Source organism: Brevibacillus invocatus, from assembly GCF_003710915.1.
Classification (GTDB): Bacteria; Bacillota; Bacilli; order Brevibacillales; family Brevibacillaceae; genus Brevibacillus; species Brevibacillus invocatus.
On record NZ_RHHR01000008.1, the window covers coordinates 83,597 to 99,708 of the forward strand.

At 46.7% G+C, this 16,112-nt stretch carries 17 protein-coding genes and 1 riboswitch; of the genes, 4 read left to right on the plus strand and 13 right to left on the minus strand.

Going from position 1 to position 16,112, the window contains the following annotated elements; genetic code table 11:
- Window positions 1–55: 55 nt before the first annotated feature.
- The 5 genes from EDM52_RS04065 to EDM52_RS04085 all read right to left on the minus strand — a co-directional run bounded on the left by EDM52_RS04065 (window position 56) and on the right by EDM52_RS04085 (window position 4,393).
- Window positions 56–2,194 (minus strand): hypothetical protein, encoded by a 2,139-nt coding sequence (locus tag EDM52_RS04065; protein ID WP_122907726.1) that lies wholly within the window; start codon window positions 2,192–2,194, stop codon window positions 56–58.
- A gap of 118 nt (window positions 2,195–2,312) precedes the next feature.
- Window positions 2,313–2,438: a GapA-binding peptide SR1P gene (locus tag EDM52_RS04070; protein ID WP_122907728.1), complete on the minus strand. Its 126-nt coding sequence runs from the start codon at window positions 2,436–2,438 to the stop codon at window positions 2,313–2,315.
- Window positions 2,439–2,570: 132 nt separating this feature from the next.
- Entirely contained in the window at window positions 2,571–3,377 is an 807-nt protein-coding gene (locus EDM52_RS04075; protein ID WP_122907730.1) for an alpha/beta hydrolase, read from the minus strand.
- An 84-nt stretch (window positions 3,378–3,461) separates the two neighbouring features.
- Window positions 3,462–3,761: a DUF3055 domain-containing protein gene (locus EDM52_RS04080; RefSeq protein ID WP_122907731.1), complete on the minus strand. Its 300-nt coding sequence runs from the start codon at window positions 3,759–3,761 to the stop codon at window positions 3,462–3,464.
- Window positions 3,762–3,868: 107 nt separating this feature from the next.
- Complete coding sequence (locus EDM52_RS04085; protein WP_122907733.1) at window positions 3,869–4,393, minus strand: MarR family winged helix-turn-helix transcriptional regulator; 525 nt, start codon at window positions 4,391–4,393, stop codon at window positions 3,869–3,871.
- 178 nt (window positions 4,394–4,571) lie between these two features.
- Between EDM52_RS04085 and EDM52_RS04090 the strand changes: the two genes are divergently transcribed.
- Together EDM52_RS04090 and EDM52_RS04095 are read left to right on the plus strand one after the other, a co-directional pair.
- Complete coding sequence (locus tag EDM52_RS04090) at window positions 4,572–5,000, plus strand: DUF1885 family protein (RefSeq protein WP_122907735.1); 429 nt, start codon at window positions 4,572–4,574, stop codon at window positions 4,998–5,000.
- Window positions 5,001–5,124: 124 nt separating this feature from the next.
- Window positions 5,125–5,763 carry a glycoside hydrolase family 73 protein gene (locus tag EDM52_RS04095; protein ID WP_122907737.1) on the plus strand — a complete coding sequence of 213 codons (639 nt, stop codon included), beginning with the start codon at window positions 5,125–5,127 and terminating at the stop codon, window positions 5,761–5,763.
- Window positions 5,764–5,838: 75 nt separating this feature from the next.
- On the opposite strand, the gene EDM52_RS04100 is transcribed toward EDM52_RS04095, so the two are convergent.
- The 5 genes from EDM52_RS04100 to dapD form a co-directional block, all read right to left on the minus strand.
- The gene (locus EDM52_RS04100) at window positions 5,839–6,201 is read right to left on the minus strand and encodes a DUF4912 domain-containing protein (RefSeq protein WP_122907876.1); all 363 of its coding nucleotides are present in this window, start codon (window positions 6,199–6,201) and stop codon (window positions 5,839–5,841) included.
- Window positions 6,202–6,313: 112 nt separating this feature from the next.
- A complete protein-coding gene (locus tag EDM52_RS04105; protein WP_122907739.1) occupies window positions 6,314–6,910 on the minus strand; it encodes a hypothetical protein in 597 nt (198 codons plus the stop codon).
- A gap of 246 nt (window positions 6,911–7,156) precedes the next feature.
- Entirely contained in the window at window positions 7,157–8,299 is a 1,143-nt protein-coding gene (locus EDM52_RS04110) for an N-acetyldiaminopimelate deacetylase (RefSeq protein WP_122907740.1), read from the minus strand.
- Window positions 8,300–8,302: 3 nt separating this feature from the next.
- Window positions 8,303–9,511 (minus strand): aspartate aminotransferase family protein, encoded by a 1,209-nt coding sequence (locus EDM52_RS04115; RefSeq protein WP_122907742.1) that lies wholly within the window; start codon window positions 9,509–9,511, stop codon window positions 8,303–8,305.
- A 14-nt stretch (window positions 9,512–9,525) separates the two neighbouring features.
- Window positions 9,526–10,236, minus strand: coding sequence for a 2,3,4,5-tetrahydropyridine-2,6-dicarboxylate N-acetyltransferase (gene dapD / locus EDM52_RS04120; protein WP_122907743.1), 711 nt, complete (start codon window positions 10,234–10,236; stop codon window positions 9,526–9,528).
- An 87-nt stretch (window positions 10,237–10,323) separates the two neighbouring features.
- A riboswitch (Lysine riboswitch) is annotated at window positions 10,324–10,512 on the minus strand.
- A 158-nt stretch (window positions 10,513–10,670) separates the two neighbouring features.
- Between dapD and EDM52_RS04125 the strand changes: the two genes are divergently transcribed.
- A complete protein-coding gene (locus EDM52_RS04125) occupies window positions 10,671–11,231 on the plus strand; it encodes a GNAT family N-acetyltransferase (RefSeq protein WP_122907745.1) in 561 nt (186 codons plus the stop codon).
- Here the strand turns inward: EDM52_RS04125 and EDM52_RS04130 are convergent.
- Window positions 11,226–11,417, minus strand: coding sequence for a hypothetical protein (locus tag EDM52_RS04130; protein WP_122907746.1), 192 nt, complete (start codon window positions 11,415–11,417; stop codon window positions 11,226–11,228). The two genes, EDM52_RS04125 and EDM52_RS04130, sit on opposite strands and share 6 nt — an antisense overlap.
- A gap of 63 nt (window positions 11,418–11,480) precedes the next feature.
- Window positions 11,481–13,502: a hypothetical protein gene (locus tag EDM52_RS04135; RefSeq protein WP_122907748.1), complete on the minus strand. Its 2,022-nt coding sequence runs from the start codon at window positions 13,500–13,502 to the stop codon at window positions 11,481–11,483.
- A 199-nt stretch (window positions 13,503–13,701) separates the two neighbouring features.
- Here EDM52_RS04135 and EDM52_RS04140 point away from each other — a divergent pair, with 199 nt between their 5' ends.
- On the plus strand, window positions 13,702–14,463 hold the full coding sequence (locus tag EDM52_RS04140) for a class I SAM-dependent methyltransferase (protein ID WP_122907750.1): 762 nt from the start codon (window positions 13,702–13,704) through the stop codon (window positions 14,461–14,463).
- Between the two features lie 108 nt (window positions 14,464–14,571).
- Here EDM52_RS04140 and EDM52_RS04145 read toward each other — a convergent pair whose 3' ends face one another.
- Window positions 14,572–16,092, minus strand: a complete 1,521-nt coding sequence (locus EDM52_RS04145; protein WP_122907752.1) for an efflux RND transporter periplasmic adaptor subunit — start codon at window positions 16,090–16,092, stop codon at window positions 14,572–14,574.
- Between the last annotated feature and the right edge of the window lie 20 nt (window positions 16,093–16,112).

A 16,112-nucleotide genomic window follows, 5' to 3' on the forward strand; every position in this document is an offset into this window, starting at 1 on the left:
TAAAGCAGGCTGATTGGTATTCCACATACCATCAGCCTGCTTCTTTTTAGTCGCTTTACTTGTAAACGCGGATACTCAAATCATCCATACCGGCATCATCGAGTAAATCCAGCAAACGATCACTATCATCCAATGCATCATTCAAATATAGAACGATTTCTTTATTTGTCCGAGCAAAGGCAACAAAAGCAATGTCATCGAAATCATGGTTGTCTAGAAGGTCGAGGAACAGATCATCTTCCAATGCTTTGGCAAACGGATAATCGGTGTAATCCCCATAATCGATCCCGCCGTTATCTGTATCATCGTCGTCATCTTCGTCTTCACGTGCTTTTGCAAATGCCATCGTGTACACAAACGGATCTCCATCCCGCTCATCGATCCACACGACACGGTTTCCGCCTATGCGAGGCGATTCCATCTTCGCTTCGTCTTTCCAGTAGTACTTGCTGAAAGAGTCTTCTTCAACATCAAACAACTCAAAGTAAAAATCTCTAGGTTTAGGCGACAAGCGGTTGTCCGTAAAGAGAACCATGTTTCGCGACGCTTGAGGATCCAACTGATCACGAGAATTCCATCTCAGCAAAAGGTTGGTTCTACCACGATCGAGGTCGTAATAGTACAAATCCCAAGAAGGATCAGTACCTTCTGCATATTCGCTCCATACGACAAAATTGTCGCCAATGGAAGCTTTCTCCACTTGTACTCCTGAGCGAATTTTCGAGTCGCGATCTCTGTCGATGTCGTACAGGTAAATGGTTGCTTTGTTTCGGCTGTCCTCCAGAACCCAAGTGATGTATTCACCGTAGATGTCAATGCTTAACGGGTCTTTGCTCAAACGAGCGACATCTACATTTTTTCCGGTAGACAGGTTTGTTAAGACGAGCTGGTTTCTGCGATCTTCATTGATCCAGATCAAATTGTTGCCATCCAGCTCATAATAATCTCTGAGCGGTTTTACTGATTTATCCGTGACTTTGGACAATTTTCCTTTTCGGATATCATATGACATCAGAGCTTTATCCGACTTGTCATACCAAACCGCATAGCGGTTGCTTACCAACGGACGAATTGGATCTGAATCGGTCTTGCTGATGACTTGGCTTGCTCCAGTCTCCACATCGTACAAAATGACGTTAGAAGCTCGTTTTGCAGAGGAAACATACACAACATAGCGATCCGAGCCAGCAGGGTCTGAAGGATCACCTGATTCTCCGCCAAGTGTCACCTCTTCATCTTCATCCAGGTCGTACATATGCAGGCGTACTCTGCCTTCTTCATCAGTCTTGGCAAAGAGAATGTAGTCTTCACAGATGCGTGGCTGTAATCTGGAGTATACGCGAGAGGAGATTTTCTCCACATCATCTTCATCAACATCACCAAGCATCAGCGTGCTTTTGCTCAGGTACACGTATGTATCTTCATAGAGATGAGGTACACTTTTTATACTGCTGTCTGAAGTGAGCTTTTTATTCCTTTTGGTACGAATCGTATACATGTACAATTGGTCGCCACCGAATTGTTCGTAAACGATTTGATCGCCATCGATGACTGGGTTCGTTTGCTCCCCGGTGCTGACAACCGCTTCTTTTTCTTCCTGTGCTTTAATGTCGTAGTAATAAATATCAGCGTCTTTTTTATTGCGTTTATCCTGCCATGCTACATAGGATTGGCTTACGGTTGGCTTACTCGCTGCACCGCTAGTGGAAACCTGCTCCTCTGTATCTGTCGAGATATTATACAGGTATACATCCGTTCCTTTGTTGCGTGTGTCGGTCCAGACGATGTTGTTTCCGTAGATCTCGATATCTGTTCCTACTGTTGAATCACTGGTGATCCGCTTCTCTTTCTTTTTGGAAATGTCATAGAGATAGACATCCGAACCACCATGCCGCGAATCGATCCACACGACATACTTTCCGTCCACTTTCGGATTGGTTTTTGCAGATCTGCTATCTCCAATTTTCGTCTCGGTCGAATCATCAAGATCATATAGGGTAATGGTTTTTTCACCCTCTACAATCCATACAGCGTAATCTTCGGCAATGTCGAAACCGTCCTTGGAGATTTGCGGCTGTCCCGAGTTGATTTTCACTTCTGCTCCAACGCTATTGGCAAACGCAGGCGTCCCGCTCCACAGAGTGGTGACCAGCATAACAGCGGCCATCATACTCTGGATGGGTTTTCGCTTCATGCAAAGATTCCTCCTTTACCAACAATTTTCATTCTTCCATATCCACACTATTATCCCCCATCATGAAAAGGTTGTCAAAAAAAATAGGACTCTCCATGAGTCCTGCGTACCTAGTATATTAATGATTTTCTTGTTTTTCATTCAGACATCCGTCGCAATTGCAAACGGCATAAAGCGTTTTCACTTGATTGCTTTCGAAATGTTCGATAATCGTTCCACAAGTTTGACATACAATTGTACCCATGTGTCGTTCCCTCCGTCATCACCTTGCCTCAGGCAATGTGAGTGAAATCATGCTCAAATAAGATGGTACCTCTATCTTAATATGTTATACTATTCGGAGTCAATACGGTAATTTCACACAATTATTTATCAATTAGTATGTCACATTTCGTTTTATCTCTTGATTCATCCATTCTTCCATCTGGTTTAAAATTTGCTCTTTTTCCGGTTCATTCAAGATTTCGTGACGAAGCCCTGCATATTTTCGGAAGGTGATTTCCCCACGGACACCATCTACAAAATTTTCAACCGCTTTTGCATTTACCAGGAAATCATCGCCCGCTTGCAAAACGAGCATCGGTACATCCAGCTTGTCTCGATTCGCCCATGCTTGATCCATCGCATGATGCAGCTCCTGAAACCAGCGCACACTCACTTTATGATAATTAAACGGGTCCGTACGATAACGCAGTTGGATATCCGCATCCCTGGAAACCATATCCGGAGTTATGCCATTTGGAATGGTCAGTGTAGGCCAAAAGCGATTCAAAGCTTGCGCTAAATGTGCTTTCCACGCAGGCACTTCCAACTGCAACTGCAAACAGGGAGAAGTCAAGATAACCCCGCTTAGCTTTTTGCTCTTCTCGTCATTTTGTACAAATCTTGTCACGATCAAGCCTCCCAGACTGTGGCCCATAATAAAAACGGGTCTCCCCTCGGCATCCGCACAGGCTTTGAGCGTCCATTGCCGCACCGTGTCCACATATTCGTGAAAGGAATCGATATGCCCCCTCTTCCCCCCGGAACGCCCACAGCCAGGTAAATCGCCAGTATATACGTCCCATCCTCGCTCATTGAAGTAATTTGCAACATGCTCATAGCGTCCATGGTGCTCGCCAGTACCGTGTACAAGCACCATCGCTGCCTTCGGGTCTTTTGCAGACCATTTATGTGTGTACATGTTTATTCATCCTCCGATACCTATCCTGCATGACATCAGCTAAATAAAATCAAACGAGCAGAAGTATAAACTTCTGCTCGCTACCTAATACTGATTTTCTTCAAAGGAAATGGTAGGTAAACACTCGTGGAAAAACTGGGCGAGGGCTTCCGCTTCACTCGCAGAATCTAGGCGAAATACTTTTTGCAGATAACCTGGATTCACCGCATCCTCCGAACAAAGGAGTGTCGATTGCCCGGTTTGCATACAGATGACCAGAGGCTTTCCAAAAAACTTGTGGGTAAATACAATCCCGAAGTCATGTCGAGTTCCTTCTGAGGCAAATCCGAGAAAACGTACTTTGGCGTTCTCAGATTCGTCGTACAAGTGGTCGAAATGCTCCATCAGCAATCCCTCCTCGTTTGAAGTTTCACACCGAATCGAAAATTAATGAAATATTCGGTGTAACATTAAGTATAAAGCAATTACCCTATTTTTTCCACCCCCTATTATCAGCTAATCAGATGCTGTTGGTTGGGAATTCTGTCTTCGCCCTCCTGAATCCAGCGCACCTTTTCTGAACCGTGCAAGGATTGAGCCAGGAAGGACAGGCATTCAAAGAACAATTCTACTACTGCTGTACTGTAGCGTTCCTCCATTTTCTCCAAAGCATACGTCAAACGGAAAATAGAGGGTACACTTCGACGACTTGCTTCAATGACTTCTTTCCCTTTGGGGGTTGGATAGACATGAACGACACGTCCATCTAATTCTGACTTTTCAATCGTGACCATCCCTTTATCCATCAATTTCTTGATGTGGATGACGATCGACGATGGATGCCAAAAGGTCCATTCAGCAATCTGTGTGACACGCACCCCTTCGTAGCAGTAGATAATCCAAAGAATGTTCAGTTGAACAGACGAGTCCAGTTCAGCCTCTTTGGCAGCCCTTTCCCAGTCTTCTTTGTTCACGACATCAATGGCGCGCATCGTGTTTAATGCTTCAAAAACATTCCTGATAGAGACCTCCTGCATGGCTTATTCCCCCATGATCCTTTATCATTCTACGAATCTCATTTAAATAATAGTTATATTTTACACTTTTCAGAAAAGACACGCAATTAAAATTCGCTACAATTTGATACATTGCCAAAGAGTGGAAGCAATGCTACACTAAACAAAGTATTTCCATGTACGAGGAGTGATGGCAATCGTGAAGCTGCAATCCGCCTACATTTATTTTGTAGAGGGCTCAACAGCCACTCATGCAGACATTGAAGATGTTAAAGCCAAGTTTACACGATACATCGAAATGACGAAAAAGACCGGCGAACAGCTCGGTTGGTCATATGCCGAATCTGCATTTCCCTATGTGCTGGAGGAACGTCCAGAAGGGAAGGGCTCCTGGTTCCTTTTGAAAGGAATAGATCCCACTGTCTACAAAATGATCGTAATTGGCGTAGGCTCGAAAGAAGAGGACGGCAAAGAAAAACACTACGTGCAAGTCTCGCTACCTGAATCTTCAACAAACGGAGACAAGGGAAAGGCCAATGAATTCTGCCGTTATCTTGCACGTGATTACAAGGCAGAGCTACATCTTTTCAACAACCGCGTACAGTATTTCCAACCTCGCAAGCCTTAAAGGTTCAACCAAAACAGCCGCGCATCCTGCGGTTGTTTTCTTTTTTCCACCTTTCCCTCATACCGTTCGGACCTCTGTTCTCATACTATATAAGGAATTGTGAATATTGAAACGAGGTGACCGTATGGAGCAACAAGCTTTCATCGACCTGATCGCAGGGTCTGCACGTCAATCGTTTTTGACACATCATCTATTTCCCTCCGTCACGATCGCCCAAGCCATCCTGGAATCAGGCTGGGGCCAAAAAGTACCTGTCGATCCCGCAACGGGGCGTTCCTCCTATAACTTATTTGGCATTAAAGGTACGGGGCAAGCAGGTTCCGTCACCGTACGGAGCAAGGAAGTGGAAAATGGTGTTACAGTTGAACGACCTTCTCTATTCAGAGCTTACTACAACTATCAACAGTCCTTTGACGATCACGCCCAATTTTTACAAAAGCCAAACTACAAGTCAGTCCTAACATCCGCTACCCCTGAACAGGCTGCACAGGAGCTGGAAAAAGCAGGGTATGCCACGGACCCGCAATATGCTGAGAAACTGATACGCTTGATTCGCACCTATAATCTTACCCGCTATGATCAATTCTCACCGACACATACACTTCCTTACCCGCCTTGGAAAGTAGATCTGGGCAAACGAGCATTGACGGAAGGGCTGCTCACCTCACCCGAATGGCTGAGTAAGCTGGATGAACCCATGCCAGTCTGGGCTGTACTTGCAGTAGCTCTAAGGCTACTGGACCAACAACGGAATGGAAATTAGCAAAATAATGCCGGAGAAGGAAAGCAAAAGAAAAGAGGCCCCAAGACGTGAGCCTCTCTTGAATGAGCACGATGATCAAATCATTTGAGATCTCGACAGCGAGTAGAACCTTCCATCCACCATCCGGATTCCCAGATCGACGCAATAGGACAAGCCTTGCGTAACGCCGTAGAGAATCCACTCTGAAGAGAGGTGGTTGATATCAAAATCTGTGTAAAGGTCACTGCCATCCTCACGTATCTCTTGCCGGTCCGTCAGATCGAAAAGGCGAAGGACAAACGGTAGTTCGGCGAAGGGAATGGCGAATTTTTTCTCCACGTCCTGCTCGAACTCCTTTGTCATGCTCCACTTTGCCTGGATAGAATGCTCATCCTTCCAAGCAATGCAAATACTCGGGCCTTCTACGTCTGTTGATGACCGCGCGGGATTTGTCTCCATTTGCTCCCATCGTTCCTTTCTATCATGTACTTGCTGTTTACAGGTATTGATACATTTGTCTGTCATTATACCATGTTCACAAGCCATGTGAAAACGCATCCAAGCTATTCTTTTATCTTCCGACTGTAAAAGTATTCTCGCCTACCATGATGTAATCCTTCGATTTTTCGTATTTCATGTGTACCTGCACCTTGTATGTCCCGTATTTATCCAGCTTGGTCGAGACGAACGGTTCGGAGAAATAGAAGCTGTTTGCGTTTTGCGTCGAATACTTCCATTCTTTTCCCTGATCCACTTTCTTGCCATCAGGTGAAATCAATTCCACTCGCATTCTCAGGTCCTTCGCGATTGGTGCTTCATCTACCTCTACAAATACGTTGAATGTGCGCGGAACATCCTTGTCGCTGTATCCTTTGATCGGGTTGCTGAAAACCACCGTTTTATTGCGAGTCTGCTGAATTCCCTCGAGAACCAGTATATTCACGTTCGGCTTGATAATTTCCATCTTTCCCGTACGATCGTCGTAGTCGACAAAACCACCCATGCGGTTGATTACATCTTCTACTGGTTCAGCTGAGGAAGCCGGCAAATTGTTGGCAACTCGCTCACCACCAAGGAATACACGCATTTCCCCTTCTCCCACCGCAGCGCTGCTCCCTACACCCGCTACCGCCAGTACCATCAAGGCAGATAACCATACTTTTTTCATTCCACAATCCTCCAATATGAGTGCGCAACTGCGCGTATTATTCCGAAAATGTTACCCAATATATAAGACGCCCAAACACGCAAATAGTTGTGGCATCTTCATAAATTTTTTCAACAATATCCACACTATCCACAGCCCTCTGGATAATAGGCACAAAGACTTATACACAGGGTTTTGTGAATAATTTCAAAGGATCATGAACAAAAAAAGAGCATCCCCCTGTAGAGACGCTCTTACCCTCACTGATTATGCTTTTATTGGCTGTGAAGAGAGATACACAAAATAACGAGACACAGTCCGAATCGCCACATCGATTGCCTCTTCATTCGGCTCGATCTTCGCATGGTGCAGCCCAAATGGAGTATTGACCCCCAGCCAGAATAAAAAACCTGGTATCTCTGACAGGAAATAGCCAAAATCTTCACCCGTCATAGCTTCCGAACAGTGGATCAATGTAATGTCTGGACAAGCATCCTGTACCCATTCCATAAACGCTTCGGTCAAGCTTTCTTCATTATAGACTTGACAATAGCCGCATCCGTAATCAATTTCCGCAGAACATTCAAATCCTGCCTCGATGCCTTTTACGAGTGCCTCAATCCGGCCTTTGACACGAATCATGGATTCCATCGAGAACGTACGGATCGTTCCTTCGAGTCTGCCTTTTTCCGCAATGATGTTCTGTTTGGTCCCGCCCACGATCTTGCCAATCGTAATCACTGCGGAATCGAGTGGATCGATATTGCGTGCTACGACCGACTGCAATTGTGTCACCAGATGGCTCGCAGCGACCACCATGTCATTGGTCTTGTGCGGAAACGCAGCATGGCCGCCCTTGCCAAGCAGATCAACGAACAATTCTGAAGTGTTGGCGAATAGAATACCCGGTTTGGTAGCGATATGCCCTACTGGATACTCGGGAGCGATATGCAAGGCAAAGATGCAATCAGGTCTCCAAGCGGCGAATTCCTCACTTTGCATCATCGGCTCTGCTCCACCAGGCCCTTCTTCCGCCGGCTGAAAAACGAACAGCAAGTCGTCAGAGATCGGATGGTGAACAAAATGGGTCAAGAGACCAAGCGCAATGGCCATGTGCATATCGTGACCACATGCGTGCATATACCCCTCATGCAAGGAGCGGAACGGATAAGAGGTCTCCTCGTAAATCGGCAGTCCATCCATGTCCGTGCGCCAGGCAATCGTACGCTGCGGGTTCGTCCCGCTCACACGAACCAAAACTCCGGTACGCCACGTCTTGATCTGCATGCGCTCTTGTGGAAGGCTATTCAGATAGTCAAGAATGTAGCGCTGTGTCTTGACCTCCTGAAAACCCGGCTCGGGAATCTGGTGCAAATCCCTCCGGATCTGAACAAAGGCAGAGGTACTCATCCGTTACGCCTCCTTGGCAGAAATCGCGTTCAAATGTCGCGTGAAAACACCAAGGAAGAAATCGACATCCTCTTTGGTCAAGGTTAATGGAGGCAGAAGGCGGACAATCGTTTTTTGCGTAATATCGACCAAAATTCCGTCCTCCAGAAGATTTTGTTGCAAGCGACTGGCTTCCTCCGGAGACACACTCAGCGGAATTCCCACCATCATCCCTTTGCCACGCAATGCCTGCAGCTGCTCTGGCAAGCGCTCCTGCAAGCTGACCAAGCTGCTCCACAAGTATTCAATCACTTCCTCCACATGGGAGGCAAAAGCAGGATCTGTCCATTCATCCATGACCGCGTTCCCCAGGGCAGCGGATAGTGGCGAAGGAGCAAAGGTGGTACCGTGGTCACCCGGTTTGAACTGGTTCATCAGTCTCGGACCAGCGATCACGCCCCCCAAAGGAAGTCCTCCCCCGACGCCTTTTGCAAACAAAATCAGGTCTGGTGTAATGCCTGCGTGCTGGTAAGCAAACAGCTTTCCAGTTCTCCCCATCCCTGTCTGGATCTCGTCCATCGCAAGCAACATGCCTTCTTCCTGACAGACTGCAGCTACGTCGCGCAGAAAGTCCTCAGATAACGGAATTACACCGCCAGAACCAAGTACCGGCTCCATCAAAACAGCAGCAGGCTTCTCGTTTTTGCAGATCGCTCGCAAGCCGTCCATGTCCTCAACCTCCAGCTCATAGACAGGAAAGGAAGGTTGCGGGAAATCCTGGTACACATGAGCTTGTCGCGTGAGGCGAACGGCCCCCAACGTCCGGCCATGAAAGCTGTTGCGCAGGACGACAATCCCGTCTCTTCCTGCTCCATCGGTTTTCGACCATTTGTGGATGAGCTTGATGGCTGCCTCTGTCGCCTCCGCTCCCGAGTTGCTGAAAAAGACCTTTCCCGGGATTGTCGCGTCCACCAAACGTTTTGCCAGTTTGATAGCAGGCTGATTGAGGAAGATATTGGAGATGTGCAAGAATTGCGTGCCCTGTTCTTTGAGCGCCTCCACAATTTTTGGATGAGAATGACCAAGCACGTTAACAGCAAGCCCAGTAAACAGGTCTAGATAGCTTTTCCCTGTGGTGTCGTACAGGTAGTTGCCCTCACCCTTGGCAATTGCGATCGGCAAGCGTTTATAGGTTGAGATGATGTATTGTTCATCGAGCGAACGCCAGTCCATGAGTCAACTCTCCCTTAGAGCTGACGCAGCTCTTGCATGATTTCGGTTTTGGAGCGTGTTTTGTCATCGATTTGCTTGATCACGCGTGCAGGAGTTCCCGCTACTACCACGTTCGGTGGTACATCATCAATGACGATAGCTCCAGCAGCTACTACCGAGCCTGTACCAACGCGAACGCCTTCCAGGATCACCGCATTGGCGCCGATCAAAACGTCATCCTCGATGATTACCGGTGTAGCAGATGGTGGCTCTACAACACCCGCGATGACAGCGCCCGCACCGACGTGGCAGTTTTTACCTATCGTTCCACGTCCACCTACAACAGCATTCATATCAATCATGGTACCTTCGCCAATAACGGCTCCAATGTTAATGGATGCGCCCATCATAATGACGGCATTATTACCGATGGTAACCTGATCACGAATGATCGCTCCTGGCTCGATACGTGCTTGAATACCTTTCATGTCCAAAAGTGGAATAGCGGAGTTGCGGCGATCGTTTTCCACCACGTAGTCTTCAATTTTTTCGGCGTTCTGAGTCAATACAGGCTCGAGATCTTTCCATTCACCAAACACCACACCTGTATTTCCCGTAATGAACGCTTTGGAGTTCACACCAAAATCGATGCCTTCCAGTTCTCCTTTTATGTAGAGCTTCACAGGGGTTTTCTTTTCGCTTTTCTGAATAAACGCGATAATTTCATGGGCATTCATCATGTTCATGGGTAAAATCCTCCTTTTGATTAAAAAGCATGTAAAAAAGCAATGAGTGCACATGCTATCTCATTGCTTTTGATTTCTCGCCAGCAAATCGTAAATAGCACTCCAAAAAAGGCCCTATGCCTTCAATGACAGGATTTTGGTTCTTCACGTCAATCCCAGCTCTTGCTATCTACGGGGTGTAGCAAAAGCTTCGGCGCTTCAGCCTTTCCGTCTTTTCCTACCCCCCGGTAGTTGATGAAAAGATGTACTCTTCGTCAGCGCACCTCTATTTAGATTTATCTATTGAATTTCATTTAACTCTACCAAATTCAACTTCAGGTGGCAACAGCTTTCTCGACCATGAAGATGAGACTTTTATGAATAATCTCCTTAACAACAAAAGGAATTTTGTGGTACACTGTCGATCCACGTCTGATAATCAAGGAGAGTCAATCATGCTCATACGTAACCAAGAAGCCATTTATCTTCGTCCTATGCAAGTAAGCGATGCATACGAACTGCACTCCCTCCGCACGCGCAACCATCATTTCTTGCAGCCGTTTGAACCCATTCGTCCTGCTGCACATCTCACACTCACAGGTCAAACCGAGCAGCTAGCGCAAGCAGAACGTGATTTTGCAGCCGGGACCGGATATGCTTTTGGCATTTTCCTGAACGATACAGACCAACTGATCGGAAGAATCGCATTGTCCAATGTGGTGCGTGGTGCTTGGCAAAACGCAACACTTGGCTACTTTCTCGATCAAGCCCAAAATGGCAAGGGATACACTTCGATGGCTGTGGGTCTTGTACTGGACTTTGCGTTCACTACGGCTGAATTACATCGTGTACAAGCCGGCGTCATGCCTCATAATTTGCCTTCCATTCGCGTGTTGGAGAAAAACGGATTTCGTCGTGAAGGTCTTTCCCTACACTATTTACAAATCAATGGTAAATGGGAGGATCATCTGATTTTTGCTCGTACCATCGAGGATACTCAATCTCCTTCCTTATGATTCCGATCGTTTCCATAAGCATTGGTTTCTGAGTAGCTCTACGATGAATTGTCGCAAGTCATCTGCGTGGGCATACTGCTCTACTTTCTCCAGCTGTATTTCGACTCCCGTCTTCCTATGCTTTACAATGCCCTCTTCCACATGAAAACCGTACGACTTCAGCATAATTATTTGCTCCTCTGTCATCGAATGACCTCCAGGTACACGTAAGACCCTCGCCGTCAGCAAGGGTCTTACATGCGCTATCCTTTATTTTACTTCTACGGTGAATACCAGTCTTTGGACGATTTTTTCATCGTCGATTTTCTTTTTATATGCGCTGTATCTTTCCACAATTATGCACGTGCGGTACGTTAAGGTGTTCTCAACCTCTACTGTATATTCGCCTGTTCGTCCATCTTGTTCAATCAATCTGCCCAGATCAAGGGAATCGTATCCGCCCGGTTCATAGTCCTCTGATTTGCGCGGTTTATACGCTTTGATGACTTCCCCATTATACTTCACCACTAATTCGTTTTTGGCAGAAATCTCACCGTCACCGAAGTCAAACATCGCCCCATACGGTACGGCACCATACTCCCATTGCAGATTGGTGATGTAAAGAAATCTGTTGTCTTTCTTTCCTTTATCCCGCCTGATTTTTTTCAAGCCCTTGTTGATTACATGTGTGGCCGATAGCTGCAGCTCTTCCAATTCATCAGGAGAGTTGACAACCATTTTGTCACCATTTGCGTACTCCTTGCCATCCTTCGTACGCAGCTTCATCGGGGTTAGTGTAGGAACTGTCCCCTTGTCCCCAACCTCACAGGATTGGGTAGATGCGGTCGGTGGCGTGTCTTCAATAATTTCGATGTAGCCACACCAAGACAATTCAGGATTTGCTTTGCTGTAGTAATTAATTTTATGGCGTCCCGTTTTGTAGCGAGATAATTCCAGACCTGTATGATCCCCGTTGAGGTAGGAGGTGTCTACGACCACATTATTCACCGCCCAAACTCCAGGCCCTTCTTCTGCTGATCCAGAGCCAAACCTGAAATGATCCGATGCCGTAGCTACCCAGACCTTATGAATCGGATTTTGATAAATTTTTACGGTTGCATCCGATGAGTACAGGTTCGATCGCTCCTCCTGCAAAGAAGAGGATTTATTGTTCTGGACCAGGACATCCAATGTAGTTCTCGCTGAGCTCACATCACAGCTCTGAGAATCTCCAGGTATTTGGATTTGGATGGATGTCGCACTTCTCGACGCTCGCTCTGTTCCCTCATCTTGATCTGGTTCGAATGTGACGGAGATGGTCATGCCCTTCAGACTTTCTGGAATCGCCACATCAATGTGTTGGGAACCTGAAAGGGTCTGCCCTGTACCATCCACCCACCATCGACCTGAGGCGGATGAAAACAGCTGAATCGTTCCCGGCACTGATTCAGCTGAGATTTTTTGGCGATCAGATAACTTCTGACCATTCGAATCTGTTCCAAGGTATAGGGACGGAAGCCCTACCTGAATCGTAATCTGCCAAGGAGACAAATTCGCATCATCAGGTATAAAAGTCAGTCCGTAATCACCGGCTAGTAACACTCCCGTAGAAAAAACCTGCCCTGTGAAATGATTGACTTCACTATTGGAGCTTTTCTTCACAAGTTTCCATGTTCCAGATTTGTTGCTGGTATACACCTTGGAGCCGTACTGCCCAAAGAGGGATTCCGTTGCACCGGTGGGAATGCTTGCGCCTGCTGCCTGCTCTCCCGGATAAATAAACGGAAAATTATACGCCTCGACACGGAATCGCACATGTACCGTACTTTTCGTATCGACTGCATCCGAAACAACAAAGCTCAGTGTATGTACTCCTGCTGACAACTGAGCAGCTGGAATCGTAAAACGCGGAACCTCCCATCGAAATGAGGTCTGATTGTCAGCTGTCACAGATGAAAATTCCGGCATCAGAACGCCATCGAGATAAACCTCTTTTTTATTCATATTCGTGCCGCTGCCGAAGGTCGTTTGGATCAAATCAATATCGAGTGGCGTGTCAGGCGGTAGGATAAATTCGTCATTTTTTACCCAATTCCAGCCTTCTTCACTCAATCCCGCTACCTGATAATCATTGAATACAATCAATTCGTGAACTGGCTTTTGATGTTTGGTAGTCTGACTATCCCGTTTCACGGCTTTTGTCGCTCCAAAGGCAGGAGAAACAGAGGCTTCTGAGTAAAAACTGCCTGTCACCAGACATACCAGAAGCACGGATGCGAGCCATTTCTTCACGTTCTTCCTCTCACTTTCTGTATGGCAAACTTCATTTCGTTCTTATTCGACAAAAATGCTTGTTTTCCTGTCGTTTAGCAAAAATAGAAACGTATGTCTAACTTCCATTTCGATAGGTAAAAACTATTGGTTTTATAATTTATATAGATTTGACTTATAGTCTATCGGACTGGTAAAACAGGGGTAAGGAGGGGTTTTGATGAGTCAAGCGAATCAATGGAACGCAGAATTGTACGATGAAAAAATGAACTTTGTCTCCTATTATGGCAGAGGTTTAATCGAATGGCTACAACCTGTTTCAGGCGAACGCATTCTAGACCTAGGCTGCGGTACAGGAGATCTCACTGCCCAACTCGAAAAGGCTGGTGCCACAGTAACCGGGATGGATTATTCGAGTGAAATGATTGAATCTGCCAGAATAAAATATCCTCATCTCCCTTTCTTGGTTGCAGATGCTCATTCGTACCGCACAGATGAAATCTATGATGCCGTCTTCTCCAATGCAGCCCTGCACTGGATGACGCGGCCAGCAGAAGTGGTGCGCTCTGTCTGGCTGGCACTGGCCCCAGGGGGAAGATTTGTCGCTGAATTCGGAGGAAAAGACAACTGTCAGCAGGTCGTAGATGCGATCGGGACTGTTCTTGCCAAAAATGGCCTCTCCGCCCAAGAGCGCTTCCCGTGGTACTTCCCTTCCATCGGAGAATATTCAAGCCTGTTGGAAGCACAAGGATTTCGGGTAACTCTCGCCTCGCATTTCGATCGTCCGACGCGGATGCCTGACGGAGATCTTGGACTTCGCCATTGGCTGAATTCATTTGGTGATTCCTTTTTCGCAGGCATGTCTGCAGAGGAAAAAGACGAGGCCTGCGCACAGGTAACGGAGCTGTTGCGTCCAGCACTTTTCGACGAGGACGGCTGGATCGTGGATTACAAGCGAATCAGAGTGATCGCATACAAATAATAAATCCGGAGCTGGAGCTTGTGAAGACAAAGAGACACGATTGTAAGAAAAATCCCCGAAATGCAAGATGTAATGTCCTGCCAACGGGGATTTTTCAATTCAACACCGTTACATGCCGCCCATGAGCAGCACTTCGTCTCCTTCAGCCAAACCACTCACGATCTCCAGATAATCCGTACCTTCTACGCCAATCTCCACTTCTTTCGGCATCGGCTCTCCATTTTCCGGATTCTTCACCATCACCGTGCCTTTGCCTTCTTCCATGACTTCAACAGCATTCAGCGGCAGGCGAAGGACGTTCTCTTTTTGCTCGATGAAAATGTCGCAGTCTCCCGTCATACCATGCTTCATTTCAGATGACTCAGCGAGCTCTACCTTTACCTCGAAACGAACTGCCTTGTCCTCCTTGGTGCCTTCTTTTGGCACTTCAACGACCTTCCCGACAAAAGGACGATTTCCAAAGGCTGTCACGTAAACTTCTACAGCTTGACCAAGCTTGATTGCCGGAATATCGATTTCATCGACTGCTGCCATAAAGTAGACAGATGAGGTATCCATGATGACTGCTACAGGCTCTCCGCCACTTGGTGTTTCCCCTTCCTTGACATTGAGCTTGGTAATGACGCCGCTGATCGGTGCTTCCACTTGTTTTTTCTCAATCTCACGTTTCTTTTGCTCCATTGCCAACAAAGACTCTTTGACGGAAAGCTCTTTTTCCCGAAGCTCCAGCTCTGCTGAGGAAACATCCATCTTGAAGAGCACTTGGCCTTCTTTGATCATGTCGTCTTCCTTGAACATCACCGAATCAATTTTTCCATGTGTATCGGCAACGACTTCCAGGTCATCCGGAAGCTCCAACGGAGTGGGATACTGACTTGCAAATAAAACGCCTTTATCGTTAGTAAATTGTACTTCCCCCATATCTCCGGCATACAAGGCACCTTGCTTACGCACCAAGACTTCCACGTCATGCATACCGCCACCCACTCCCTGAACCTTAGAGCCAGTCAAATCTATTTTACTGATGGTGCCATCCACATACGTGAGGGAAGCCCTCAAAAACACCTTCACTTTTTGACCTACTCGAAACCGCTCGGCTTCGAAGGCAGTAAACTTGCCGTTAATTTTCAGATGGTCAGTATCGACAAGTTTGGCTACTACTGTATCTGGAGTCACTTCAGCGCCTTCCTTGACCAGAATCTCCTTCACTTTACCCGATTTTTTGGATATGATCCGGTCCTTTTTTTCCTTGAGTTCTGCCAGATCTTTTTGCGCCCGAGTAATCACGAGCTCCTGCTTTTGCAAATCGAGCAAAGCGTCTGTGGTATCTACCGTATACAGGAGATCTCCCTTACTTACCGTTTGCCCTTCACTGACCAGCAGCCGTTCCACTTTGCCGCTAACTTCCGGCTTTACTTCTTCTCTTGCTTTGGCTGCCACCGTTCCTCCTGCGAAGATGGTCTTCTTCACTTCCCCTCTCTCCACGTTTGCTGTCGGAAAGGAAGGCTGCTCCATCGTCATTTCGTCACCATTTGAAGGGGTAGCGTTTAAATAGGAATACCCGAAATATCCTCCTCCACCCAGAAAAACGACTACAGCTGAAATAATGATCCACTTTTTCTTATTCATCACATGTTCCCCACATTTCT

Coding starts and splice junctions, on each gene's coding strand:
- EDM52_RS04065 (WP_122907726.1), bottom strand. CDS start 2,194: ATGAAGCGAAAACCCATCCAGAGTATGATGGCCGCTGTTATGCTGGTC.
- EDM52_RS04070 (WP_122907728.1), bottom strand. CDS start 2,438: ATGGGTACAATTGTATGTCAAACTTGTGGAACGATTATCGAACATTTC.
- EDM52_RS04075 (WP_122907730.1), bottom strand. CDS start 3,377: ATGTACACACATAAATGGTCTGCAAAAGACCCGAAGGCAGCGATGGTG.
- EDM52_RS04080 (WP_122907731.1), bottom strand. CDS start 3,761: ATGGAGCATTTCGACCACTTGTACGACGAATCTGAGAACGCCAAAGTA.
- EDM52_RS04085 (WP_122907733.1), bottom strand. CDS start 4,393: ATGCAGGAGGTCTCTATCAGGAATGTTTTTGAAGCATTAAACACGATG.
- EDM52_RS04095 (WP_122907737.1), top strand. CDS start 5,125: ATGGAGCAACAAGCTTTCATCGACCTGATCGCAGGGTCTGCACGTCAA.
- EDM52_RS04100 (WP_122907876.1), bottom strand. CDS start 6,201: ATGGAGACAAATCCCGCGCGGTCATCAACAGACGTAGAAGGCCCGAGT.
- EDM52_RS04105 (WP_122907739.1), bottom strand. CDS start 6,910: ATGAAAAAAGTATGGTTATCTGCCTTGATGGTACTGGCGGTAGCGGGT.
- EDM52_RS04110 (WP_122907740.1), bottom strand. CDS start 8,299: ATGAGTACCTCTGCCTTTGTTCAGATCCGGAGGGATTTGCACCAGATT.
- EDM52_RS04115 (WP_122907742.1), bottom strand. CDS start 9,511: ATGGACTGGCGTTCGCTCGATGAACAATACATCATCTCAACCTATAAA.
- dapD (WP_122907743.1), bottom strand. CDS start 10,236: ATGAACATGATGAATGCCCATGAAATTATCGCGTTTATTCAGAAAAGC.
- EDM52_RS04125 (WP_122907745.1), top strand. CDS start 10,671: ATGCTCATACGTAACCAAGAAGCCATTTATCTTCGTCCTATGCAAGTA.
- EDM52_RS04130 (WP_122907746.1), bottom strand. CDS start 11,417: ATGACAGAGGAGCAAATAATTATGCTGAAGTCGTACGGTTTTCATGTG.
- EDM52_RS04140 (WP_122907750.1), top strand. CDS start 13,702: ATGAGTCAAGCGAATCAATGGAACGCAGAATTGTACGATGAAAAAATG.
- EDM52_RS04145 (WP_122907752.1), bottom strand. CDS start 16,092: ATGAATAAGAAAAAGTGGATCATTATTTCAGCTGTAGTCGTTTTTCTG.